This window comes from Rhizosphaericola mali, from assembly GCF_004337365.2.
Taxonomy (GTDB): domain Bacteria; phylum Bacteroidota; class Bacteroidia; order Chitinophagales; family Chitinophagaceae; genus Rhizosphaericola; species Rhizosphaericola mali.
In genome coordinates this window covers 3,967,722-3,992,314 of sequence record NZ_CP044016.1, presented here as the reverse complement: position 1 = coordinate 3,992,314, position 24,593 = coordinate 3,967,722, and the positions used below count along the sequence as shown (strand labels likewise).

Sequence of the window (24,593 nt, the reverse complement as noted above, 5' to 3'; positions counted from 1 at the left end):
ATCGGCTTTATTGTTTTAATATAAAAGCGTTCTATTTAATTTCTTTCGCTCCGAAATAAGGTTGTAGTACTTCTGGAATTTTGATACTATCTTCTGTTTGATAATTTTCCAAAATTGCTGCTAAAATTCTAGGTAATGCTAAGGAACTACCATTTAAAGTATGTACTAATTGTATTTTTCCGTCTTCGTTTTTAAAACGACATTTCAATCTATTTGCTTGAAATGTTTCGAAATTACTTACACTACTCACTTCTAACCAACGACCTTGCGCTTCGCTATATACTTCAAAATCGTACGTAATAGCACTTGTAAATCCAAGATCTCCACCACAAAGACGTAAAATTCTATAAGGTAATCCTAAGGATTGAATCAATTTTTCAACGTGTGCAACCATTTCATCCAAAACATCATAGCTTTTATCTGGATGAACGATTTGAATAATTTCGACTTTTTCAAATTCGTGTACACGATTTAAACCGCGTACTTCTTTGCCGAAACTGCCCGCTTCTCTTCTAAAACAATGAGAATACGCCGTCATTTTTACAGGGAAATCACTTTCTTTTAAGATAGTATCTCTATAAATATTGGTAACGGGAACTTCTGCCGTTGGTATCAAATAAAAGTTATCTGCCGTCGCGTGATACATTTGTCCTTCTTTATCGGGCAATTGACCTGTGCTATATGCAGAAGTTTCATTGACCATATATGGCGGAATGAATTCAAAATAACCTGCATCTGTATTGAAATCCAAGAAATAAGCACTTAATGCACGTTGCAATTTTGCTCCTTTGCCTTTATAAACTGGAAATCCACTACCGGTGATTTTCGCACCTAATTCAAAATCTATCAAATCATATTTGGTCAATAAATCCCAATGTGGCAATGCGCCTTCTGGCAATACAGGGATATTATCTGTTATTTTTACAACTTCGTTGTCTGCTTCAGACTTTCCAGGTTGGACTTTTTCATTGGGAAGGTTAGGCAATAAAACCAATTTATTATGCAAATCCTCTTCTACCTGTGCCATCGAAGCTTTGATCGGATCTAATTGAGGTTTTAACTCAGAAACTTCTTTTTTCAAAGCTTCCGCATCTTCTTTTTTCCCTTGTGCCATCATTTGACCGATGGATTTGGACGCGCTATTTATTTTTGATTGCGCATTGTCAAATTGCGCTTGTAAGTTTTTACGTTGGTCATCCAAAGCGATGATTTCATCTACCAATTCGCCTTGATTAAAATTCTTTACTGCGAGTCTTTCTTTTACCCATTCAGGATTTTGGCGCAGTACATTTACTTGTAACATTCCAAAAGATTTTGGCAAAGATAAACTTCGAGTTAGGAAATTTTACATTTTAAAAACGAAAGTGGCAAAATAGAGATATATCTTTGTAGAATTATGTTAATAAATGACGATATCCAAGAACGTTGGTGGACACTTGAAGCGAAATTGGTAGAACGATTTGGAAAAAAACCTGATTTAGATGCGATACTTTTTCTAATTGGTATCCAAGAAACGGGCTTTTTTGCAGAGAAAGTAACCAAAGAGCAGAAAGAGGATTTAATGCACGTGGCAGTGTGTACGATATTGACGCCGAGCGGATATTATGTTTTAGATCATCATGATCAAGACAATTGGCCACATTTCAACCAAATTAAGGAATTGCCCAAAATGGGATTGGGCGAGCAGGAAAACTTTCTAAAAGATCATGTGTTATTCTATTTTGAACAAAATGATTTTTAAAATATATTGAAATTGGATCAAAAAATTCCTGTAAATATTGTTGTCGGAGATCGTACCTATCGTGTAAAAATCGATCGTGTCGATGAAGAATTGGTGCGAAAAACGATGAGTTTTGTCAATGAAAAAATCATTGAATTTAAAACACATTTCGCAGGCAAAGACATGCAAGATTATATTGCTATGGCATTGTTGTGGTTTGCAACAGAACAAAACCAAACGGGAACTTTCAAAATAAAAGAACAAGAAACGAATCAAAAGCTTTCTAGTTGGGAAAATATGCTCAACAAATTGTTGGATGATAAGGAATCTGAAGATTAAACGCTCTCTATTTAAATCGCTGCTGCTAATTCAATAACGAGAAAAACAATTTCTCCTATTTATTGTTATTCTTTTCTCGATCAGAATCAAATCTTAAATTGAAAAAATAATTTTTGTTTTTTAGAAAACATGTATAACTTTGTTCATCATTACAAATATTGTTAAAACAAATATCATGGCAACATACAAAATTGACGCGGCACACTCAGACATTACTTTTAAAGTAAAGCATTTGATGATCTCTACCGTAACAGGTAATTTCAAAACATTTGATGGTTCGTTGACTGCAGATGCAGACGATTTTTCTGATTTGAAAGTGAGTTTTGATGCAGATATTAGTAGCATTTCTACCAATAACGAACAAAGAGATGAACATTTGAAAAGCGCAGATTTCTTTGACGCGGCACAATATCCAAATTTGAAATTTGTATCAAGTTCTGTGGAAAAAGATGATGATGTGTTGATTGTATCAGGTGATTTGACTTTACATGGTGTAACAAAACCAGTAAAATTAAAAGCAGAATATAACGGTTCTGTAATTGACCCTTATGGTCAATCAAAAGTAGGGTTTGAAATTAAAGGAAAATTGAGCAGAAAAGATTTTGGTTTGACTTGGAGCGCGGTTACAGAGACTGGTAGTGTCGTTGTAAGTGATGAAGTTAAATTGGAATTTGACGTTCAATTTATCAAACAAGCATAGGTTAATAAGATAAATATATCTGCGGATTTTTATCCAAAGAATACAATTATTGGGGTTAGTAGGAATAAGATCGAATGATGAATTAAGGAAAATTTGCCTAACCCCTTTATTTTTTAAAATAAGCAAGTAACTTTGCGCTTTCTTTCTAAATTTAGATATGAGCGAAGCAATAAAACATGAATGTGGATTAGCATTCATTCGTTTAAGAAAACCATTTTCCTATTATTTGCAAAAATATGGTACGCCAATGTACGCTTTAAATAAGCTGTACGTACTCATGGAAAAACAACATAATCGTGGACAAGACGGAGCAGGGGTAGCAACGGTAAAACTGAATACAGAACCGGGCTACCCTTTCTTATATCGTATGCGTAGCAATGCCGCGCAACCCATCGCCGAAATATTCCAAAAAATCGGATTGGAATTAGAGGAATTGGAACGTTATCAACCAGATATTCAAATGCATCCTGGATTATTGAAAGGACATTTGAATATGATGGGCGAGTTACTATTGGGACATCTTCGTTACGGTACACAAGGAAAAAATAATGTAGAATTTTGCCATCCCTTTATTAAAAGAGATTTGGTTCCTGGCAAAAACTTGGCTTTAGCGGGTAATTTCAACCTAGTAAATACGGATGAATTATTTGCAGAAATAAAAATGGATCCAGGTACTTTCCAAAAACAAAGCGATTTGGCTGCAATGATGGAAGTCATTCACCATTTCCTTGTTATCGAAGAAGATAAATGTCCCAATTGTGCCAATATTGTCAATGTGTTGAAACAAGCAACACCATTATTTGATGGAGGATATACGATTGGCGGTTTGGTGGGTAATGGTAGCAGTTTTGTGATGAGAGACGCACATGGTATTCGCCCAGCTTACTATTATATAGATGATGAAATTATCATTGCGGCAAGTGAGCGTTCTTCAATACGTACAACTTTTAACATTGGACCGGGGGAAATCCAAGAATTGATGCCGGGACATGCTTTAATCGTAGACGAAAAAGGTGAGTATTCCATCGAACATATTTTACCAGATGCACCAAGACGTGCTTGTAGTTTCGAAAGAATCTATTTCAGTCGTGGTAGCGATGAAAAAATCTATCGCGAAAGAATTGATTTGGGTTATCATTTGAGTAAAACTGTATTGGAAAGAATCGATAATGATTTGAAAAATACAATATTCTCCTATATTCCAAATACTGCCGAAGTTGCGTATTTTGGTTTGGTAAAAGGAATGGAAGATTATTTGAATGAAATCAAATACCAAAGAATTTTAAGTTGGGGTAAAGATGTTGATCCTGACAAACTTAAAGAAATGGTCAATCGCAAAATTCGTCAAGAGAAAATTGCGATCAAGGACGTGAAGATGCGCACATTCATAACCGCCGATTCTGGTAGAAATGAAATGGTGCAACACGTTTATGATATTACTTATGGTACCATTCGCGATTATGAAGATACATTGGTCGTAATTGATGATTCTATCGTAAGAGGTACAACCTTAAAAGAAAGTATCGTCAGAATGTTGTCTCGATTGAGACCGAAAAAAATTATTGTTGTTTCTTCTGCTCCTCAGATCAGATATCCAGATTGTTACGGTATTGATATGAGTAGAATGGGAGACTTTATTGCGTTCAAAGCGGCGATTGATTTGCATAAAGACCGTGGTACTTCTCATATTGTTGATGATATATATGCTCAATGTAAGGAATTGGAGGCTACAGATCAATTAAAATCTACCAATTTGGTACGTGGTATTTATGCTCCATTTACCCCAGAAGAAATCTCCAAAAAAATTGCAGAATTAATTACTCCAGAAGATGTAGATACTCCGGTTGAAGTAATCTACCAGACAATTGAAGATTTGCATGCAAGTTGCCCGACAAACACAGGTGATTGGTATTTTACAGGAAATTATCCAACTCCAGGAGGTAATCGCGTAGTTAATAAAGCATTTATAAACTATGTGGAAGGTGTAAATTCTAGAGGATATTAAAATTGAAAAAGTAATTTACTACAATACCTAATCAATTATAAAAAACGTGGTTGGATTTTTCAACCACGTTTTTTTTATTTAAGTTTTACCGTTTTATAAGATGTTGTAAGATATTGCTTTTTTAATCTTGACAATGTTTCTGGTGTAATTCCAAGATAGGATGCTACGTCTTTATTGGAAATTTGATCAATATATTCTTTGTACTTTTCCATAAAAATTAAGAATCTTTTTATAGAAGATGTGTAACTAATGATGAGACGTGCTCTAAATTCATAAGCATTGATATAATTACTAAATACATTATACGCTGCAAATTGAAAATTAGGCACTTCACACATATATTCAAAAAGATGTTCTTTCGGAATTTTTATAATTGAGGAAGGAATAACTGACATAAGTGTATGTCGACTTGCGCCTTTACTAAATAAGGTGTTAATATCTGCAACAAAATCACCTGGGACAAAGAAATATTCTGTAAAATTTCGTTTATCTAAATCAAAGCAAGATTTTAATAAGCCTTTTAATATAATATATAAGTAATTGTCATGTTCGCCTTGCTTGTAGATTACTTTATTTTTTTTAACTTCTAATAATTGCGCCTTTTCCAAAATACGAAGTAAGTCTTGATCCGTAAATTTTTCAAATTGTGGCAAACTTTTAAGGTAAGGAATGTATTTTTTCATAAATTTTTTAGGGTTAAAATTTAGGAATAGCTGTAGTCAACTATTCGCAATTTCGTAATTACAAATACCATTCTAGAAAATATAATTCAGTCAAAAAGATACAAATTTGATAGGAATAATATATTTTTTTTTGTTGAAGATGATTTTAATCAATTTTTTTCAAATTCTCTTCAGCTAATAATATGTACAAGTCTATAAATATTGTAACTTATTTGGTGATAATAAAATTACGAATCACGTTTTATTCATAATAGGTAAACTGTATTACAGGGAAAATGTGATGCTTAATTAGGAATAAAAATTTCAATTATAGAGATAATTTGAATAGTTATCTTTGTTATAGAATAAGTTATCTTTTATAGATATTTGATTAACCTAAAGAATTATAAATTAATGCACCTATTATTTAGCATATGAGTTCAAAAATACTAAAAGGTAAAAAAGGTATTATTCTTGGAGTCTTGAATGAAAATTCAATAGCTTGGGAAGTTGCAAAAAAATGTAAGCAAGAAGGTGCAAAAATAATTATTTCAAATGCACCATTAGCAGTAAGATTTGGAGAGGTAAAATCATTGGCTAAAGAAATTAAAGTTCCAGTTATTGGAGCTGATGTTACTAAAATCGAAGATTTGGAGTTACTTGTTGATAAAGCGGTGAAATATTTCAAAGGACCATTTGATTTTGTTTTGCATAGTGTGGCGATGAGTAATAATATCCGTAAAAAGCATGATTATACGGAACTGAATTATGAGTATATGCTTAAAACATTAGACGTTTCAGCTGTTAGCTTCCATAAATTGTTGCAAGTTTGTTTTCAAAAAAATGCGATTGCAGATTGGGGTAGTGTTGTCGCATTGACCTATATTGCCTCTAAAAGGATCTTTCCACAATATTCAGAAATGGCAGATGCGAAATCCTTATTGGAAGGTATTTCTAGAAGCTTTGGTTTACATTATGCAGCGAAAAATAAAGTGAGAATCAATACAATATCCCAGTCGCCTGTTAAGACAACGGCGGGAGGTGCAATAGCTGGATTTGATGATTTTTGGAACTATTCAGATCAGATGAGCCCCTTAGGAAATGCATCAAGCAAAGACCTAGCATCATTTTGTGTCACAATGTTTAGTGATTATACTCGTTATATCACTATGCAAAACATCTATCATGATGGAGGCTTTAGTTCTACTGGGCTGACAGATAAAGTGATTAGTACATTTAATGAATAAGTATTAAAATATGGCGTTAAAAAAAAATGAAAAATTAGAGAAAACGTCTATTGATTTGGACAAGAAAGAAACCACTAACACAATTCCTATGAACCAAAAAGAAAAGAATGATAAAAAATCTACACTCAAAAAAATAGATAACAAAACTTCAGATTTCACAAAGGTATTAGTAGCAAAGAGTAAAGGTCTTCAACGTAAAGAAGGGGAGGCTACAATTATATACGATGAAATTTTGTTAAATGAGTTGAAGCAAATTATTGCTAAGTATACAGAACATCCAGAAATTCTGGATGAAATCAATGTAAAATATAGTGGTAATCAAGAGAAATTGGGAGAGATTGATGCAAAGATGGAAAGCAATTTTATTGAAAGATTGAATATCGATTCTGTCGATTTTGTAGAGATTATTGTAGATACTGAAGAAAAATTTGGCATTAAAATCGAAGATGAGGAAGTTAAGAAAATTGTCAATTTTGACGAAATGTACTTATTGATACAATCTAAAATTGCCAATAAAAATGTAACAACAAAGATCTCAACCGCTAAAAAATCTCCAAAAACAAAAAAAAATGCGACAGTTGTAGCTGTTAAAACTGAGACTGTTTCCATAAAAAGCCAGAAGATTAGCAAAAGTGAAAAAAAATCACCCAAAGTAGCGAAAACAACAATCTCAATAAATGCTTCTCCTAAAAAGAAAGTTAAGTAAGAGGGTGTTTGCAAAAATCCATAGTAAAAAACTATGGATTTTTTAGCTTTTATATTTTTGAAAAATTACACAGGCATTGACATCCCCAAACCCAAAGCTTATTTTTGCGATTGTATTTAAATTAATGTTTTCGATTACTGTTTTTGGAATTTTTTCATGAGGAAATATTCCTTCAATATTTTCATGTAATGGATAAGCATTAATGCTAGGATGAACAAAATTTTGATTCATTTGGAGTATTGCTGCAATAGATTCTATCGATCCAGATGCGCTCAAAGAGTGACCAATCATTGATTTTGTGGCATTAATATAGGGTCTTTTTTCAAAAGATATTTTATGCCTTTTGAATACATAATCCCAACATTGCATTTCTACTATATCTCCTATGGTGGAAGTTAGATGACCAGAAATTAAATCTAAATCTTTCACTTTTATTTTACAATTTTTCACAGCATTTTCAATACACCTTATCATGCCTTCAGAGTTACCAATAGTCATTGAACCGTCTCTTCTCTGTCCACCTGAATTAATGTGTCCCCCTAAAATTTCTGCATAAATTTTTGCGCCCCGTTTTTGGGCTGATGCTAAACTTTCTAAAATTAATGCTCCTCCGCCTGCACCAGGCACAAAACCACTTGCATTTTGATTTAAAGGACAGGATGCTTCTTTGGGATGGTGATTATGATCTTGGGCTGTTGCAAACATAGCGTCAAATGGAGTCCATACAAATGTTCCTGCACTTTCAGAACTGCCGATAATCATTCTTTCTGCTTCACCGTGCACGATTCTATAGTAGCCCTCCAAAATGCCTTCCGTTCCCGTTGAGCATGCGGAGGAATTAGTGGTTACATGATTTCCTAAACCGAATATTCCATTTATATAAATACTCACACAACTTGCAATTGATTGCATGAAAATATTTTTGGGCGTTTTTTTGACACCTTTTCCCGCATCATATAGATCAATGGCTAATTGAGTTGCTTCGGCACCGTTACTGCCTGTTCCGAATATACATCCTGTTGATCTGTCTAAGGCCTTATCACTAATTTCTAATCCAGCATCTAGCCAAGCTTCAACGGCAGACATGCAACCATAAATAACACCAGTACTTATTATGTCTCTTAGATTATATTTAGATAAAAAAGCTTGTATTTTTTTTTGAGAAATGGGAGGAACCCCTGCGACTTGGCATCGTAAATTCAAGTCTCGCATTTCCTTAATTTTCTTAATGCCCGATTTACCGATTTTTAGTGATTTCGCAAATGCTTTCAATCCAATACCATTTGGACTGACGACACCCATACCTGTTATAACAACTCGTTGTTTCATTTCCAATAGATTAGGCTTTCCATTTTTTCAAAATATAACTTGAATATACGTCACCGACCCCATAATTTACATGTAAGATTGTTGATAAATCCTTTTTTCTTATCATTTTGGAAGGAATTTTAGATGCTGATAGATGAGTCAAAATATCCAAACTTATATCTCCAATCCTCGGAGTACCATGAATAAAATTATTATTCAACTCCAAAATCGCAGCAACTGCTTCGATTGCTCCAGAAGCTGCTAAGCATGCTCCAATCAAAGACTTGGTTGTATTAAAATAAGGTAATGATTTATTGGTTAGTTGTAATGCTTTTCGGGTTGCAGCAAACTCAATCTTTTGGCAATAGTCATCTGATGGATAGGATCCTGCAACTAAATCGATTATAGCAGGATTTATTTTTGCCTTTTTAATAGTATTTTTAATACAGTATTCCAAGCTATGTTCATCTAAGCCAAGTAATCCCTTATCGTTTCTTTGGCCACCAGAATTAAGATTTGTTCCTAATATTTCTGCATATATTTTTGCACCTCTATTGATTGCAGATTCTAAGCTTTCTAAAACCAATGCTCCAGCTCCTGCCCCATAAATTCCTCCAGGTGCATTTTCTTCAAAACAATGCATGGCGATTTCCTCGGAAGTAAGATTTTTTGTCTCAATCGTTGTATGCGAGTTATCCTCACGTTGTGTAGTATCATATAGTCCAAAAACATACTCACTGCTGCTTTCTGTACTACCTGCAAGCATAATCTCGCCTAAACCCCATTTGATACGATTGTAAGCGTTGATAATAGATTCAGTACCAGAATTAGATTCTGATGCATACGTTGTGACTTGATTTCCCAATCCTAATATACCTCCCATATATGCGCTAATGCCACTATTCATCGCTTGCTGCGCTACTCGGCCTCCCATTTTTTTGAAATCACCAGCTTTTGCCAATTTATAATTGTATGCAAATGCTTCTACTCCTCCACAGCTAGAATTAAAAATACAGCCAGCGTTCCAAAGCGGCTCTCCGGTACTTTTTTCAGATACTTCTAATCCCGCGTCCAACCAAGCTTCCATTCCTGCCATACATCCATAAATTACTGCGCTACTTCGTATTTTTACTAATCTATATTTTTTGCAAAAATTATCTATTGCCTCTTGTGAAAGTTCTGGTATTGCTGCATATTCACATCCTAATCCTAACTTGGAAGCGTTTGATATTTTCTTAAAATTTGTTTTGCCCTTTTTTAATGCATCTAAAAATAAAGATTTATTGACTCCGTTTGGTGCCACAACTCCAATCCCTGTTATAACGACTCGTCTATCTTGCATATGTCATTCTTACTTTAAAATCGAAACATGTACCATTCCGGACATTATACCTTTACAAATTATTTGATCAGCTTCATTTTTAATTTCGATACCGCACTTTAATTTATTCAAACGAAAAAATATCTTTTCTGCATGTACATGAATAGTATCACTAGGCTGTACAATTTTCTTAAATTTTAGTTCGGAAGAGGTTAAATAAAAACGTATAACATAATTCTCTATAACAATTCCTGGGACAATAGCTAATTCATTGGGCAGTTGTGTATTGTCTATGTCAAATAAAGAATCAATACGATTACCTAACAAATACATACCAAAAGCAACAAGCCCTATCTGGGCAGCAGACTCTTGCAATATAGATCCTGGGACAATTGGATTATTAGGAAAATGTCCTTTAAAAAAGTATTCATCTTCTGAAAATGTATATGATCCAATAATCTGCTGGGCATTCACTTCATCAATAGTATTGATAAATCTAAATGGTGGTTGTATGGGGAAATAGGATAAGATATCTGTGGTTGTAATTTGTCTATCTAGATTCATTTGTTAGAAACTTTACGGTAAGGGAGAAATCCAATCCGAAATTAACTGAAATAAAATAAACTGGAAAGGATAATAGTAACGATATAATACCCAAGAATATTATTAAATATGAGAGACGTTTATGAAAAATATATTCTTTGTTATTTTTTTGAAAAAATTAACAATTGTCATGAATAAAAGAAACAATTGTTTTGCTCTAATTGCGTTTTAATTTAACTTTATACAAATTTTTAACCTGAATAAGCACTAATCAACACCTAACTAATTGATTAGTATAAATTTTAATCTATTTCTATGAAAAAATATTTACACATTTTAAGATTGCTGGTATGTTCTAGTGCGATTTTTTTATTTCTGACTAATATTCTCTCCGCTAGTCCTAATGCTCCGATTGTAACCACTACTGGTCAAGCATATAGATGGAGTAGTGATGTTAATACCTTAGGGGCTAGGGATGGTTCTTGGTTGACTAGTTTAAATCAAGCGTTGATTCCTGATGTAATTCAAGATAAGGTGTATAGAATAAGAATTGGCGTAAATATGGCAGTGACCGTTACATATGGATCAGGTTTGACACCTGCATACATAAATTCCTTCGTCTTAAATAACCCAATTCAGTTTACGACTTATTACAAAAAGTCAACTGCTACAAATTGGCGATTAGTTCCAACCACAAGTAGCGATACTGCAGTAATGAGGGTTGCTCCTTCTGCTTATATTAGCAACAGAACGATTATTGGAAATAGCGAAACTGCTAATATGATTGTCTTGCCAAAGTATGGAGTAACAAATGCGGTAGGGACACGGCCAGCTAATCCATATTATTACTTAGGGGGTAAATTTTTTAGTACAGAAAGTTCATCCACAAATGTTGGTGATTTGGGTTATACTATAGGAGACGTGAATGTTATAAGCCAAGGGAGTTTTGTTACTAATTCATCATATACAACATCTACTTCAATGAATTCTCAAACGTATCTGAATTTGGGAACAGAAGTGGAAGCAAGTATTGTATTTTTGAAAGGTGTGGAAGCAAATACACTTTATGATGTGAGAATTAATTTAAGTGTTCCATTTACAGGTACAGGTGGAACCTATTCATCATCAGGAACTGGAGGGTATAATTTGTCAGGAACAGCAACTCCGTATTTACAAGGTCAGTTTCTAACTCCTGCATCTGTATTACCAATAAAGTTGACTTCATTTATTGCTAAGAAAGAAGGAAATAGTGTGCAATTAAATTGGGAAACTGCATCCGAGATAAACAACAAGGGTTTTTATATTCAAAGAAGTAACGACGGTAAGACCTTTAATAGCCTAGGATTTGTAGGGTCTTTTGCATCAGGCGGTACAAGTAATAATATATTAAATTATAGTTATACTGATGCAACGCCAGGTACAGGTGCGGTGTATTACAGATTGAACCAAGTGGATCTAGATGGCACCTCGAATTATAGTACGATTCAAAGTTTATTTTTAGGTACTACTAGTTCAGATGTTATGGTTGCTCCTAACCCTGTTATTACTAGTGTAAATTTAAATAATGCATTAGTAGGTGCTGATTATTCAATCTATAGTATGTCTGGACAATTGGTTAAATCTGGTAAAGTATCTGCATCACTAATGCCTATTGATGCAAGTAATCTTCGTTCCGGTATTTATGTTATTAAAACAAGTAATAATGCTGGAGTTCCGGTATTTAAGAAATTCGTAAAGAAATAATAGTTACTATTCATATTATTTTTCAAACACTCTCAAATTTATTGAGAGTGTTTGCGTTTATAGTTTGTTATAAGAATTATCAATTATCCTATTACATTTTTAACCAATTGAAAGATTACATTGAAAAAAAAATTACCCAAAATAGACCAAGTTGCATTTGCAAAAAAACATAACAGAAAAATGAATTGGCTCGCTGCCTTAGCCGCAATACCAATCACATTTGGCATTCAAATGATTTCTACACCTTTTAATTGGTTGATTTTAGTTCCAATCTTTTATCTATGCCTTGATGCTACGAAAAGGCAAATTTTGACAAGAGCAGTTATTTTTGGAGTGACAGCATCCGTAATTAATTTTAATTGGTTGATTAACAGCGTCGCCAATTATTCTAAAACTGGTTATTTATTTGGTATAGGGTTAATTATTGCGTTCGCCATATTTTTTAGTTTATACACGAGCCTTGTAGGTTTAGTTTATTACTACTTACTTCCTAAAAATCGTCATTACAAAAGTTATTGGATATGGGCTGCTATTGCTGGAGGTTGTTTCGGGGTCTTGTTAGATTGGAGTATGGAACATATTGGTCGTAGTTTTGCGACCTGTCTTTATTTGAATTATATCCCGGCATCAACAAATCTTTATGCAATTCAACCCGCGTCTATATTTGGACCATATATAATTACATTTTTTGGGGCCATGTTGAATTATTTAGTAGCAGAATTTATAAAAGTAAAAAAGTGGAAATTGTTAGTGATCACTTTTGTATGTATTCTGATTTATTTAGCGTGGGGCGCATTAATTTTGAATAATTATCAACAAAATCTTGTCAATAATCCTAAAAAAGATTCCAGTTTTAAAGCAGCTATTATTTGTGAAAATTTATTACCTGATGAAAGTTGGAATTCCACAAATGGAGATCTTGTGGCTAAACAATTATTTGCGTTGACACAGGTGGCAATAAAAAATCAAGCACGATTAGGCATTTGGACAGAAACGGCTATTCCCTGGACCTATGATCCTGACGATAATTTTATCAATTTTGTAGATAGTTTATCTAGCCCTTCAGGTATGACCAATCTCATTGGCGTCAATACGGTTTATGCAAAAAACGTACTCCTTAATTCCATATATAGTATAGCTCCTGGAAAAAAAGTACTAGGAAGATATGACAAAAGAGTGGCGCTTAGTCTTGCAGAAAAACCATTTTTGGGAATTACAATGCCTTTTTTTTACTATGGAAATATCCAATATAAAGAGGGTGTAAGCGATAAGCCTTTAAATACGCCTGTAGGAAAAGCTGGCATGATGCTCTGCAATGAATCTGTAATAACTGATCCATCTTGGTCTTCTGTTAAAGAAGGCGCTAATTTTCTCATAAATCCAGGGAATGATGGCTGGTTTGCCCAGACCTATTTGTCGCGTCAACATTTTTATTATGATAGAATGCGAGCTGTAGAGACAAGAAAAGATGTTGTTGTAAATAACAATAACGGTTACTGTGGTATTATCAAATCAACAGGGGAAATAGAAGTAATGGAAAACAATGATGGGCCAAAGACTATAATGGTTGATATATCACCTAATTCTTTTTTACCCTCATCCCTAATTATGTCTAATTATCTAGTAATCTTCAGTTTCTTACTTTTCATTTCCATTTCGATTTGGAATATAAAAGTTATCAAAAATTATAAATAAATAGAAAAATTAAAATGAGGTAACGACAATAGCTAGTTACCTTATTTTAATTTTATAAGAAATTTTATTTCTTTTCTTTCAAATATTTAAGCAAACCTAATAAACCCCCAATAAATGAAATTATTGCACTGCAATAATAACCATATACTAATGCCGTCGGACCTTCTTTGTCAATATACCTTAAAATAATATAAGTTATAACAACGGCCGCGATGCCAGCTAAAAAATCAAGTCTCAAAAACCAACCTTTAAATCCGAAGATATCAGCTCCAATATGTAAAAGAGACAAAAGAGGAATACCCCATAATAAATAAGAAATATTCAAATAAGTATTCTTTTTTAAAAAATCAAAGTTTTTATAAGATGTACTAATAGAAAGCCCAGTAAAATGAATTTTTAAAAAATCTACGATTATCCAAGGCAAAAAATAAGTGACTACCAATAAAATAGAACAAATAGTTATAAGGTTAAATCTTTTAGGTTGGCGTTGAATTAATTTCATTTCTGCGTTTTAAATAGTTTCTTAACTAAACGGAAATTTGCGACAAAAATTATATAAAAAAAGGAAAGGACGTCAATGCATTGACGTCCTTTCCTTTTTTTATAACTGATAAGTTGTTATTATAATAATAATCTCAAAGGCTCTTCTAATAAACCTTTCAAAGTTTGTAAGAATTCTGCGGCTTTTGCACCATCTACAATTCTGTGGTCACTGCTCAATGTTACTTTCATTACATTACCAACCACGATCTGACCGTCTTTTACCACGGGTTCTTGAGAAATACCACCAACAGCAAGAATACAAGCGTTTGGCGGATTAATGATACCTGTAAATTGATCTACACCATACATTCCTAGGTTACTGATAGTGAATGTGCTACCTTCCATTTCTGCAGGAGTCAATTTTTTATCCTTAGCTTTAACTGCATAAGTTTTAACCGCAGAAGAAATCTGAGTAAGAGACATGCTATCCGCATATTTGATAACCGGTACAACCAACCCTTCTGGTACGGCTACAGCAACACCAATATTTACATGATGATTCAAACGAATTTTGTCGCCTAACCAAGCACCATTTACTTCTGGATGTTCACGTAATGCAACAGCTACAGCTTTAACAACTAAATCGTTGAAGCTAATTTTAACTTTCGCATCTTTTCCATTTAATTTAGGTCTTGCGGCTACACATGCATCCATATCAATCGCCATAGTTACGTAGAAATGAGGACTTGTAAATTTGCTTTCCGCTAAACGTTTTGCAATTACTTTTCTCATTTGTGTAACAGGAATCTCATCATAAGATTCTTGTCCTGCAGGTACAAATACGGGAGCTGTTGCCTCTGATTTTTTCACTTCCTGAGGAGAGGCAGTTGTCGCAGCTGTTTGCGGTTGGAAATTTTCAATGTCGGATTTTACAATACGACCATTATCTCCAGAACCTTGTACATATTTTAAATCAATACCTTTATCTTCCGCAATTTTTTTAGCTAAAGGAGAGGCGAATATGCGTCCTTCATTCACAACGACAGGTGCCGGAGCACTTGAAGATGCAACTACTTTTTCTTCTTTAACTGGCGCTGCAGGCGTTTCCTCTTTTACAGGAGCACTTGTAGGCGCTCCGCCAGATTTAGCTGCTGCAAGGATAGCTGAAATGTCTTGTCCTTTCTTACCAATAATTGCTAATAACTCATTAACTGCAATTTTGTCTCCAGGTTTAGCACCTTGATATAAAAGAAAGCCATCTTTGTAACTTTCTAGTTCCATGGTTGCTTTATCGGTTTCTATTTCAGCAAGGATATCTCCTTTTTTTACTTCATCTCCTACTTCCTTATCCCAAGCAGCGATAACACCTTCTGTCATCGTATCACTCAAACGAGGCATTAATACAACCTCTTCCATCGTGGAAATATCTACAGCTGGAGCAGATGATTCAGTTGGTTTATTTTCTGCTGGAGCTTCTGTTTTAGGGGCTTCAGTAGTTGCTGCACCATTGCCTGTATGTTCTTTTACAATTGCTGTTATATCTTCTCCACTTTTACCAATAATCGCCATCAAATCATTAACGGCTAATTTACCACCTTCTTCTACACCTATATATAACAAAGTACCATCATGATAGCTTTCTAGTTCCATAGTCGCTTTATCGGTTTCGATATCTGCGAGTACATCACCTTTCTTAACTGTATCTCCTACTTTTTTTTGCCAGGAAGCAATTACGCCTTCTGTCATCGTGTCGCTTAAACGCGGCATTAAAAGTACTTCTGCCATAAATTATTATTGTTTTAAAGCAATTACTGCTATTGTTCAATGCAATAACCCAAATTCGGGCGTGAAATTACGAGAAAAAATCTTAAAATTATATTATTAACGTTTTCTCTATCTATTCTGTTGAGTCATTAACTAGAATGATCCAAAATGATCAGCCATTTATGATCTATCCATTGGAAAATGAGTGAATAGTAACCGCTTGGATGATCTGTTGCTCTTTCTAATTCCCATTTCCCAATAACCAAATAATGTGTTTTATCAAGAGGCTTCAATTGAATATTACTAAATTGTAAAATTCCCATTTTTGATTTGTCCGGATACGTTTTTTGATAAGATTTCAGGGCTCCTTCATATCCATAATTGGGACCTGAACCACCAATAAAAACCAAACTATCATTATTCCAATATCCTTCCATGAAATGAACTAAATCTCCCTTATTCCAAAAATCTTGCTGTCGATGCAACGTATTTAAAATTTCTTTTTCCGCCGTAGCATTATGCTTTTGCGCAAATGAAATTTGCAAAAAACTTAGATAAATCAGTAAAAATGAAATTCTTTTCATGAATATTGGGATTAAATTATCTTACTTCAGCTCCATTATTAATAACAACATTTGGACTAACAAATTGCAATTTGCCATCAACATCTTCCGCCATTAAAATCATTCCGTTGCTTTCAATTCCACGCATCTTACGTGGTGCAAGATTGGCAACGACAACAACTTGTTTATTAATGATATCTTGCGGTTGGAAATGCATCGCAATACCCGAAACAATGGTACGCGTTTCCGTGCCCATATCCACAGAAAGTTTCAAAAGCTTGTCTGCTTTTTCTACCTTTTCAGCGGTCAAAATTGTTCCAACTTTCAAATCAATTTTTGCAAAATCTTCAAATTGAATGGTTGATTTTACTTCAGATTCTACTTTTGGTTTAGATGCTGGAAGTGGACTTTCTTGAGCAAACGTAGTTGGCCTTATTTTTCCTTTGTGTAATTTATCTAATTGAAAATCAATTTCTTCTTTTTCAATTTTTCTAAATAACAATTCTGGCGCACGCAATGCGTAACCAACGCTTAACAATTTGATTCTGCCGGCATTTTTCCATTCGAGCATTTTAGGTACCACTTTCATCATGTGACACAATTTTTCTGCAGTGAATGGTAAAAACGGATGTATCAAAATAGCCAAATTTGCAGTCAATTGCAGACAAAGATGTAAGCAATTGTCAATCAATTTTTGCTTTTCAGGATTTACTTCTAATTCTTTGGCAACAATCCAAGGTTGTTTGTCCTGCATGTATTTGTTGCCTTTGCGCGCCAAATCAATGACTTCAAACAGTGCCTCACGGAATTTATATTGCTCGATGGCATTTTCTACCTTCAACTTCGCATTTTCAATATCTGAAATCAAAGTTTCATCAATCTCATCCAATTCTCGCGCATTTAATGGAGGTACTTTTCCCCCACACAATTTGTGCATCAATACAAATGTGCGATTGACAAAATTTCCAAAAATGCTCACCAATTCACTATTGTTGGCATCTTGAAAACCTTTCCATGTAAATTCGCTGTCTTTGGATTCTGGCAAAATGGAACAAAGATAATATCTCAAAACGTCCGCCATCTGGCTGCCACCATTTTCTTTTTTGATAAAATCATCGATATAATCTTGCATTTCGAGTTTCCAGTTGCGGCTGGTACTCATTTTTTCCCCTTCTAAATTGACAAATTCATTTGCAGGAACATTTTCGGGTAGAATATTACCATGCAACTTAAGCATGGTTGGAAATATCAAACAGTGAAATACAATATTATCCTTCCCGATAAAGTGAACTAATTTGGTATTTTTATCTTCCCAATAAGGCTTCCAATCTTTATTATTATCTAATGCCCATTGTTTTGTCGCACTTATATATCCGATCGGTGCATCAAACCATACGTATAAAACTTTTCCCTCGGCACCTTCAACAGGCACTTTTACACCCCAATCTAAATCGCGTGTAACGGCACGTGGTTGCAAACCTCCATCTAGCCAACTTTTACATTGACCAACAACGCTTGGCTTCCAATCATTCTTATGTTTTTCCAAAATCCATTCTCTTAACCAGTCTTCATGTTTGTTAAGTGGAAGGTACCAATGTTTTGTTGCTTTCTTGATCGGAGTTTTACCGCTAATTGTGCTAAATGGTTTGATCAATTGTTCTGGACTTAAAGAAGTACCACATTTTTCACATTGATCACCATAGGCTTCTGGGAAGCCGCAATTTGGGCATGTTCCTTTTATATACCTGTCAGCAAGAAATGTATTTGCTTCTTCATCGAAATATTGCTCGCTTTCTAAAATTTCCAAATCGCCATGATCATTCAATTGTTTGAAAAAAGCTTGTGCTGTTTCGTGATGGATTGGATCAGACGTACGAGAATAGATATCAAATGAAATACCTAAATCTTCAAAATTCTGCTTGATAATAGGGTGATATTTATCTATAATAGCTCTTGGGGTTGTGCCTTCCTTTTTTGCCTGAATAGGAATAGCCGTTCCATGCTCATCACTTCCGCATACAAAAACCACTTCTTTTTTTTGTGCACGCAAATAACGTACATAAATGTCTGCGGGAAGATAAGCGCCTGCCAAATGTCCAATATGTTTTAATCCATTGGCATAAGGTAGAGCCGCAGTTATCAAAAACCGCTTTACTGAGTTACTCATATATAATCAAATATCGAAAATTAAAGGAATAGGCAAAAGTACTTTAAACAAAAAAGGATACCAAAATCAATGAATAAAAGATTTTCATGTTATTTTTTACCTATTTTAAAATATTTAACAATAATATTTAGCATTTGCAGTTATAAATTAAAGGACCCGAATAAGAATGTTAATTATTATAATCATCTGTTATTTTGCCCTTTAAAAAATATGAACACCCATCTATTATTTACAAATATTTTTAATGTTCCATTAGGTGACTCTTTTGTTTACCTACTGGCAATGTTGTGTGCATTTATGATTGTTGTTTATGCAATTCCTGGGATTTTATTAGTTGCCTTGAAAAAGCGATTGGTTGATAAACCTGATTTTAGAAAAAAACATAAAAAAGTTACACCGAGTTTCGGTGGCTTGGCAATGTATTCTGCGATTATATTTGTCACATCTGTATTTGATTTAGATAATTTTTTTCCACATTGGAATTTCGTTGTTGCTGGATCATTTTTATTGTTTGTTACGGGTTTAAAAGATGATGTGGTGGCAATTTCTCCTAAAAGTAAATTTGCTGCTCAATTTATTGCTTCATTTTTAGTTGTCTATTTTGCTGGTATTAGAATTGGTAATTTGCATGGATTTTTAGGTATACATGATTTACCTAATTGGTTGAGTATTATTTTAACAACAATTGGAATAACATTCGTAACTAATGCCTACAATTTAATTGATGGAGTAGATGGTTTATGTGGAAGCCTTTGTTTGACAGATACACTATTATTAGGTGTGTATTTTGGTTATATGGGTGATCAAGGTTATGCATTAGCATCTTTCACAATTTCTGGTGCGATCCTTGGATTTTTGAAATACAATAAAAATCCAGCTCGTATTTTTATGGGAGATACAGGATCCTTGATTTTAGGTTTCTTAATTTGTATCTTGTCTGTTGCTATTGTGGAAGAGACAAATTTGCATCGAAATGGCACTCCTTTATCTTATTATGCAGGAAAAGAGCATTTGGCTTTAGCTTTAGCAATGGTTATGGTTCCTGTATTTGATACATTTAGAGTTTTTACAACTAGAATTATACATAAAACCTCTCCGTTCAAGCCAGATAGGAGACATATTCATCATATATTAGGAGATAGCGGAATGAACGCAAATCAAATTTGCATTACCTTAGTATTAACAAGTTTGTTTTTTGTTTTTGTAACTGTAGTCTTTTCTATGATGGATATGAATGCAACATTGATCATTTTATTCCAATTATTTATGGCAGTTGGTTTATTATTAGTTGCATTGAGGAAGAGAAATATGTATTTTTTAAAATTAAAAGACAAAGCGGAAACGACCACGTACGAAAAAAATAATGCATTGACCCTCAATGAAAATGGTTCTCCAATGCATTCAGCATCTGAAGCCCATACTAGTCATCAGAATTAATTGCATACAATAACAGAAATAATTTTTTAAACCACTAATATTCTTTCTATTAGTGGTTTATCTTTGTACGCACTATGAGCAAAAAACAAGAAAATACATTTCAGACGATAATATCTCATGCGAAGGAATATGGTTTTGTATTTCCAAGTAGCGAAATTTATGATGGTTTAAGTGCTGTTTATGATTATGGTCCTTATGGTTCTGAATTAAAAAAGAACATTCGTGATTATTGGTGGAAATCCATGACGCAAATGCATGACAATATTGTCGGCTTGGATGCTGCCATATTTATGCATCCAACGACTTGGAAGGCGAGTGGTCACGTGGATAGTTTCAGTGATCCAATGATAGACAATAAAGACAGTAACAAGCGCTATCGTGTTGATCATCTAATAGAAGGGTTTGCAGATAAATTGACGGAAAAAGGAGAAAAAGAGAGAGCTGACAAATTAGTTGAAGAGATGAATCAATTGCTTGCAAAAGAGGATTTCGCTTCTTTAAAAGACTTAATCGTTACCAATAATATCAAATGTGAAGTGAGCGGTACGACAAATTGGACAGACATTCGTCAGTTCAATTTGATGTTCAAAACGGAAATCGGTTCTGTTGCTGATGCCACTAACACATTGTATTTAAGACCAGAAACGGCTCAAGGTATTTTTGTAAATTTTTTGAACGTGCAAAAAAGTGCACGTATGAAAATTCCATTTGGTATCGCTCAGACGGGTAAAGCTTTCAGAAATGAAATCGTTGCACGTCAATTCATTTTCAGAATGAGAGAGTTCGAACAAATGGAAATGCAATTTTTCGTACGTCCTGGAACAGAATTGGAATGGTTTGAAAAATGGAAAACAGAAAGATTGGCTTGGCATCAAAGTTTGGGTATTCCAGCTGAAAAAGAACATTTTCTTCCGCATATCAAATTGGCGCATTATGCGAATGCTGCGGTAGATATTGAATATGAGTTTTCCTTTGGTTTCAAAGAATTAGAGGGTATTCACTCTCGTACGGACTTTGACCTTAAGCGTCATCAGGAATTTAGCGGAAAAAAAATGATGTATTTCGATCCAGAAATTAATCAAAGTTATATTCCTTATGTAATCGAAACTTCTATTGGTTTGGATCGCATGTTTTTGGCAATTTTATCCAACGCATACGAAGAACAAACGATCAACAAAGAAGACGGAAGTACAGATTCAAGAGTTGTATTGCATATTTCTCCAAAAATCTCTCCCATCAAATTGGCCATTTTTCCATTAACCAAAAAAGATGGTTTGCCTGAAATTGCGAAAGGAATATTGGATGATTGTAAAAGATCTTTCCGCTGTTATTACGAAGAAAAAGATGCGATTGGTAAACGTTATCGCCGTCAAGATGCGATTGGTACGCCTTTCTGTATTACAATCGATCATCAAACAAAAGAGGATAATATGGTTACGATACGTCACAGAGATTCTATGACTCAGGAACGTATCGCTATTGCCGATATCAAAAAAATCATCTTGGCAGAAATTATATAATAGTAAATTTTTATAAGTTGGATTAAACATCTAAAAAAAACAATAGCAATTATTAAATTGCTATTGTTTTTTATTTATATATAGTTTGTTCAATATTAGCAGATTGTATTTGTAGTGCTATTTTCCTAAATAATTCAAGCATTTTAATTTTTAAATTATGTAATTTCCAAATCAATCATAAGAAATTGATTAATTTGAAATGATAATAGGCATTAGAATTATCACATTTACAACAACTACAAAACATACGTTTTATATTTCTAATGTATGATTAGAATTGCTATTTTATTCAATATAAAGCTGTATAAAATCCTAATTATATTTATTGGGGTAATTGAAATATTACCCTTATGTAGTAAATGTCAAAATGTAATTTCTGATATTAATACCACTTACAATACTTCGGAAGATAATATCTATATGCAATTTGACAATAGTATGTATTCAACTGGAGACACGGTTCATTTTCAAGGATTTACATTAACAAATGGATTACCCACAATTAGCACAAAAAATTTTTATGTTGATTGGTTCGACGAAAAAGATAAACTATTAGCACATCAAATCTACCCAATTGTTAACAGCGTTGTGGCCGGACAGTGGGTTGTTCCTAATTATTATGAGGGACATGGTTTTCATATTGTCGCATATACAAATGAAATACTTCAAAATGATAGCAGCCATTCCTTCCGTGAAGATATCCCAATATTAGGTTATCAAATTGTACCACAATTCAAATTTGATCTATTTCCAGAAGGAGGAAATCTTATTGCAGGTGTGGAAAATCGGGTAGGTTATTACATAGAAGGCGTACACCCAACCGAAATCTATTTAATAGAAGGATCAAATGATACCTTGAAAAAGATTTCAACAAAAACAGATAATTATGGGAGTTTTGTTTTTCTACCTCAAAAAAATAAATCCTATCATTTATCTCTACCAATGGATAGTTCCATAAATGTAGAACTCAATCCAGTGAAGGAAAGTGGTATTGCAATGAAGACAGATGTTTATGTCGACTCAATTACAATAATGCTGCATAAAACAAAAGACCTTTTGATTAAGCATTTATTTTTGAAAGGTATCATGAGGAAGGATACTGCGTTTCAGTCCTCATTTAATATGGAAAAAAAAGATAGTTTAAGAATAAAAATTAATCTTTCTGATCTTCCAAGTGGAGAAATGAAGCTTTGCCTAACAGATGAATCAGGAGAGATTTTAGCATTTCGGTCTGTTTACATTACGGGAAATACAAATATTACCAACCCTGCGCCAATAGACATTGTGAATAATTCTATCCCAAATGCGCAAGCAAAAAACTTGCAAATAATATATCGTGATTCAATGCCAGCAATTATATCAATCTCGATCAGAGATATGGCATTTGTAACTAAAAATAGAAATTTTATGGGATGGTTATTATTGGGAAGGAATATTGAAGATAGTTTGCTTCAAACTAATAAACCATCCACACTTAATGCAATAGATAATATTATGCTTTGTACACCCCTTTCGTTTAGACGCAAAGTAAATACATTTGATTCCTCTTATTTTCATCTTTCTGGACAAGTATTTAGCAAGCGAAAACTACCAAATGAGGTTCGCCTGATAATCAGAAATGAAGGAGAATATAATAGTTTAAAACTTTCACTTGATGATCTAGGGCACTTTAAAGACAGTGGCTTTATCATTTTTGATAGTTGTTACATTGGATTAGCTGGTGGGCAGGATGACTTAACTTTTAATATTGATACACTTCTTATAACACATGGATTTGAACGATCCCCATATATTGAAAATAAAATAGAAATTTTTGGGAAAAATAATAATATACCGAATAAATATCAAAGAAGTTTGAACACAATAAAGTTGCGTGCACAACTTAATTTATATAAGGAGGAAAAAGATTCCTTAAATATAAGGCACCAAATGTTGCCAAATGTTTCGGTGAGTACAAGACAATGGCGTTCTCGTGCAGATTCAGTGAAAGATATTTATATGACGGAATCCATGAAAAGGCGATTTGATAATGTTGGATTAAGAGTTAAAGATATAGATGTAGATAAAGACCCTATGCGATATATGTATAACAATATTGTTGATTTTTTGAAAGGCAAGATGATAGATGTTGATATACATGCTCATATATTTTATGATGAAATGGAAATTAGTTATGAGACCGCTAGAATGATGACATCATTACCTACAATAGGATTTATAAGGATAATAGGTATCAAACCTCAGACAATTCTAATCTACACTGCAAAATATACAGACTCTAATTTAAAGGAACGGTTTAAGCATAAATGGGGTCAATTGATTTTGGGTTATAACTCATATATTCCATTTGGTCAATCTTCTGTAGCCAAAGAAAAAAGTGTCTCAGATAGACGTAAGACACTTTTTTGGCAACCTGGGATTACTCTTAGCAAAGACAACAATATAATGGATATTCATTTCGATAACAATGCTTTAGCTAAAAAATTACTAGTTGTTATTGAAGGTATCAAGGCTGATGGTACTCCAATTCATTATGAGAAAATTATAGAAACTAAATTGTAAACTTACTTTTTATTCAAATTTTTGATAAATGCTTGTGCGTCTTCATGGCTTTTTTTATCCAAAATAACAGCGCTTGCATCAAGAAATAGGTACTATTCACACGAGCAG

Annotated in this window: 20 protein-coding genes; 11 read left to right on the top strand and 9 right to left on the bottom strand. The window is 33.6% G+C overall.

The genetic code is table 11. The features are described from left to right. Nucleotides 1–31 precede the first annotated feature (31 nt). A complete protein-coding gene (gene serS, locus E0W69_RS17065) occupies nucleotides 32–1,303 on the bottom strand; it encodes a serine--tRNA ligase (RefSeq protein WP_131331267.1) in 1,272 nt (423 codons plus the stop codon). A 93-nt stretch (nucleotides 1,304–1,396) separates the two neighbouring features. Between serS and E0W69_RS17060 the strand changes: the two genes are divergently transcribed. The 4 genes from E0W69_RS17060 to E0W69_RS17045 all read left to right on the top strand — a co-directional run bounded on the left by E0W69_RS17060 (nucleotide 1,397) and on the right by E0W69_RS17045 (nucleotide 4,764). After that, nucleotides 1,397–1,741 carry a hypothetical protein gene (locus E0W69_RS17060; protein ID WP_131331265.1) on the top strand — a complete coding sequence of 115 codons (345 nt, stop codon included), beginning with the start codon at nucleotides 1,397–1,399 and terminating at the stop codon, nucleotides 1,739–1,741. Nucleotides 1,742–1,753: 12 nt separating this feature from the next. Continuing rightward, nucleotides 1,754–2,059, top strand: a complete 306-nt coding sequence (locus E0W69_RS17055) for a cell division protein ZapA (protein ID WP_131331264.1) — start codon at nucleotides 1,754–1,756, stop codon at nucleotides 2,057–2,059. Between the two features lie 175 nt (nucleotides 2,060–2,234). Then, on the top strand, nucleotides 2,235–2,759 hold the full coding sequence (locus E0W69_RS17050) for a YceI family protein (protein ID WP_131331262.1): 525 nt from the start codon (nucleotides 2,235–2,237) through the stop codon (nucleotides 2,757–2,759). Between the two features lie 157 nt (nucleotides 2,760–2,916). Further along, nucleotides 2,917–4,764 (top strand): amidophosphoribosyltransferase, encoded by a 1,848-nt coding sequence (locus E0W69_RS17045; RefSeq protein WP_131331260.1) that lies wholly within the window; start codon nucleotides 2,917–2,919, stop codon nucleotides 4,762–4,764. A 74-nt stretch (nucleotides 4,765–4,838) separates the two neighbouring features. Here E0W69_RS17045 and E0W69_RS17040 read toward each other — a convergent pair whose 3' ends face one another. After that, nucleotides 4,839–5,447, bottom strand: coding sequence for a Crp/Fnr family transcriptional regulator (locus E0W69_RS17040; RefSeq protein ID WP_131331258.1), 609 nt, complete (start codon nucleotides 5,445–5,447; stop codon nucleotides 4,839–4,841). A 413-nt stretch (nucleotides 5,448–5,860) separates the two neighbouring features. Between E0W69_RS17040 and E0W69_RS17035 the strand changes: the two genes are divergently transcribed. Together E0W69_RS17035 and E0W69_RS20650 are read left to right on the top strand one after the other, a co-directional pair. Then, the gene (locus tag E0W69_RS17035) at nucleotides 5,861–6,673 is read left to right on the top strand and encodes an enoyl-ACP reductase FabI (RefSeq protein ID WP_131331257.1); all 813 of its coding nucleotides are present in this window, start codon (nucleotides 5,861–5,863) and stop codon (nucleotides 6,671–6,673) included. Nucleotides 6,674–6,683: 10 nt separating this feature from the next. Beyond that, nucleotides 6,684–7,379 carry an acyl carrier protein gene (locus E0W69_RS20650; RefSeq protein WP_225321302.1) on the top strand — a complete coding sequence of 232 codons (696 nt, stop codon included), beginning with the start codon at nucleotides 6,684–6,686 and terminating at the stop codon, nucleotides 7,377–7,379. 42 nt (nucleotides 7,380–7,421) lie between these two features. Here the strand turns inward: E0W69_RS20650 and E0W69_RS17025 are convergent, their stop codons facing one another. Genes E0W69_RS17025 through E0W69_RS17015 form a run of 3 tightly spaced genes read right to left on the bottom strand, consistent with a single transcriptional unit; the run spans nucleotide 7,422 to nucleotide 10,572 of the window. Further along, entirely contained in the window at nucleotides 7,422–8,708 is a 1,287-nt protein-coding gene (locus E0W69_RS17025; RefSeq protein ID WP_131331256.1) for a beta-ketoacyl-[acyl-carrier-protein] synthase family protein, read from the bottom strand. Between the two features lie 10 nt (nucleotides 8,709–8,718). Next, the gene (locus E0W69_RS17020) at nucleotides 8,719–10,029 is read right to left on the bottom strand and encodes a beta-ketoacyl synthase N-terminal-like domain-containing protein (protein WP_131331255.1); all 1,311 of its coding nucleotides are present in this window, start codon (nucleotides 10,027–10,029) and stop codon (nucleotides 8,719–8,721) included. Between the two features lie 9 nt (nucleotides 10,030–10,038). Beyond that, nucleotides 10,039–10,572, bottom strand: coding sequence for a 3-hydroxyacyl-ACP dehydratase FabZ family protein (locus tag E0W69_RS17015; RefSeq protein WP_131331253.1), 534 nt, complete (start codon nucleotides 10,570–10,572; stop codon nucleotides 10,039–10,041). Nucleotides 10,573–10,866: 294 nt separating this feature from the next. Here E0W69_RS17015 and E0W69_RS17010 point away from each other — a divergent pair, with 294 nt between their 5' ends. Together E0W69_RS17010 and lnt are read left to right on the top strand one after the other, a co-directional pair. Then, nucleotides 10,867–12,294, top strand: a complete 1,428-nt coding sequence (locus E0W69_RS17010; RefSeq protein WP_131331252.1) for a T9SS type A sorting domain-containing protein — start codon at nucleotides 10,867–10,869, stop codon at nucleotides 12,292–12,294. 120 nt (nucleotides 12,295–12,414) lie between these two features. Further along, a complete protein-coding gene (gene lnt, locus E0W69_RS17005; protein WP_131331250.1) occupies nucleotides 12,415–13,989 on the top strand; it encodes an apolipoprotein N-acyltransferase in 1,575 nt (524 codons plus the stop codon). Nucleotides 13,990–14,053: 64 nt separating this feature from the next. Here the strand turns inward: lnt and E0W69_RS17000 are convergent, their stop codons facing one another. The 4 genes from E0W69_RS17000 to metG form a co-directional block, all read right to left on the bottom strand. Next, on the bottom strand, nucleotides 14,054–14,491 hold the full coding sequence (locus E0W69_RS17000; RefSeq protein WP_131331248.1) for a hypothetical protein: 438 nt from the start codon (nucleotides 14,489–14,491) through the stop codon (nucleotides 14,054–14,056). A gap of 119 nt (nucleotides 14,492–14,610) precedes the next feature. Further along, nucleotides 14,611–16,257: a pyruvate dehydrogenase complex dihydrolipoamide acetyltransferase gene (locus tag E0W69_RS16995; protein WP_131331246.1), complete on the bottom strand. Its 1,647-nt coding sequence runs from the start codon at nucleotides 16,255–16,257 to the stop codon at nucleotides 14,611–14,613. A gap of 128 nt (nucleotides 16,258–16,385) precedes the next feature. Further along, on the bottom strand, nucleotides 16,386–16,820 hold the full coding sequence (locus E0W69_RS16990; RefSeq protein ID WP_131331244.1) for a YybH family protein: 435 nt from the start codon (nucleotides 16,818–16,820) through the stop codon (nucleotides 16,386–16,388). A 16-nt stretch (nucleotides 16,821–16,836) separates the two neighbouring features. Further along, complete coding sequence (gene metG / locus E0W69_RS16985) at nucleotides 16,837–18,966, bottom strand: methionine--tRNA ligase (protein ID WP_131331242.1); 2,130 nt, start codon at nucleotides 18,964–18,966, stop codon at nucleotides 16,837–16,839. Between the two features lie 210 nt (nucleotides 18,967–19,176). Between metG and E0W69_RS16980 the strand changes: the two genes are divergently transcribed. The 3 genes from E0W69_RS16980 to E0W69_RS16970 all read left to right on the top strand — a co-directional run bounded on the left by E0W69_RS16980 (nucleotide 19,177) and on the right by E0W69_RS16970 (nucleotide 24,485). Further along, complete coding sequence (locus tag E0W69_RS16980; protein WP_191967893.1) at nucleotides 19,177–20,403, top strand: glycosyltransferase family 4 protein; 1,227 nt, start codon at nucleotides 19,177–19,179, stop codon at nucleotides 20,401–20,403. Between the two features lie 74 nt (nucleotides 20,404–20,477). Continuing rightward, on the top strand, nucleotides 20,478–21,923 hold the full coding sequence (locus E0W69_RS16975; protein ID WP_131331238.1) for a glycine--tRNA ligase: 1,446 nt from the start codon (nucleotides 20,478–20,480) through the stop codon (nucleotides 21,921–21,923). A 267-nt stretch (nucleotides 21,924–22,190) separates the two neighbouring features. Continuing rightward, entirely contained in the window at nucleotides 22,191–24,485 is a 2,295-nt protein-coding gene (locus E0W69_RS16970) for a hypothetical protein (RefSeq protein WP_131331237.1), read from the top strand. Nucleotides 24,486–24,593: the final 108 nt, after the last annotated feature.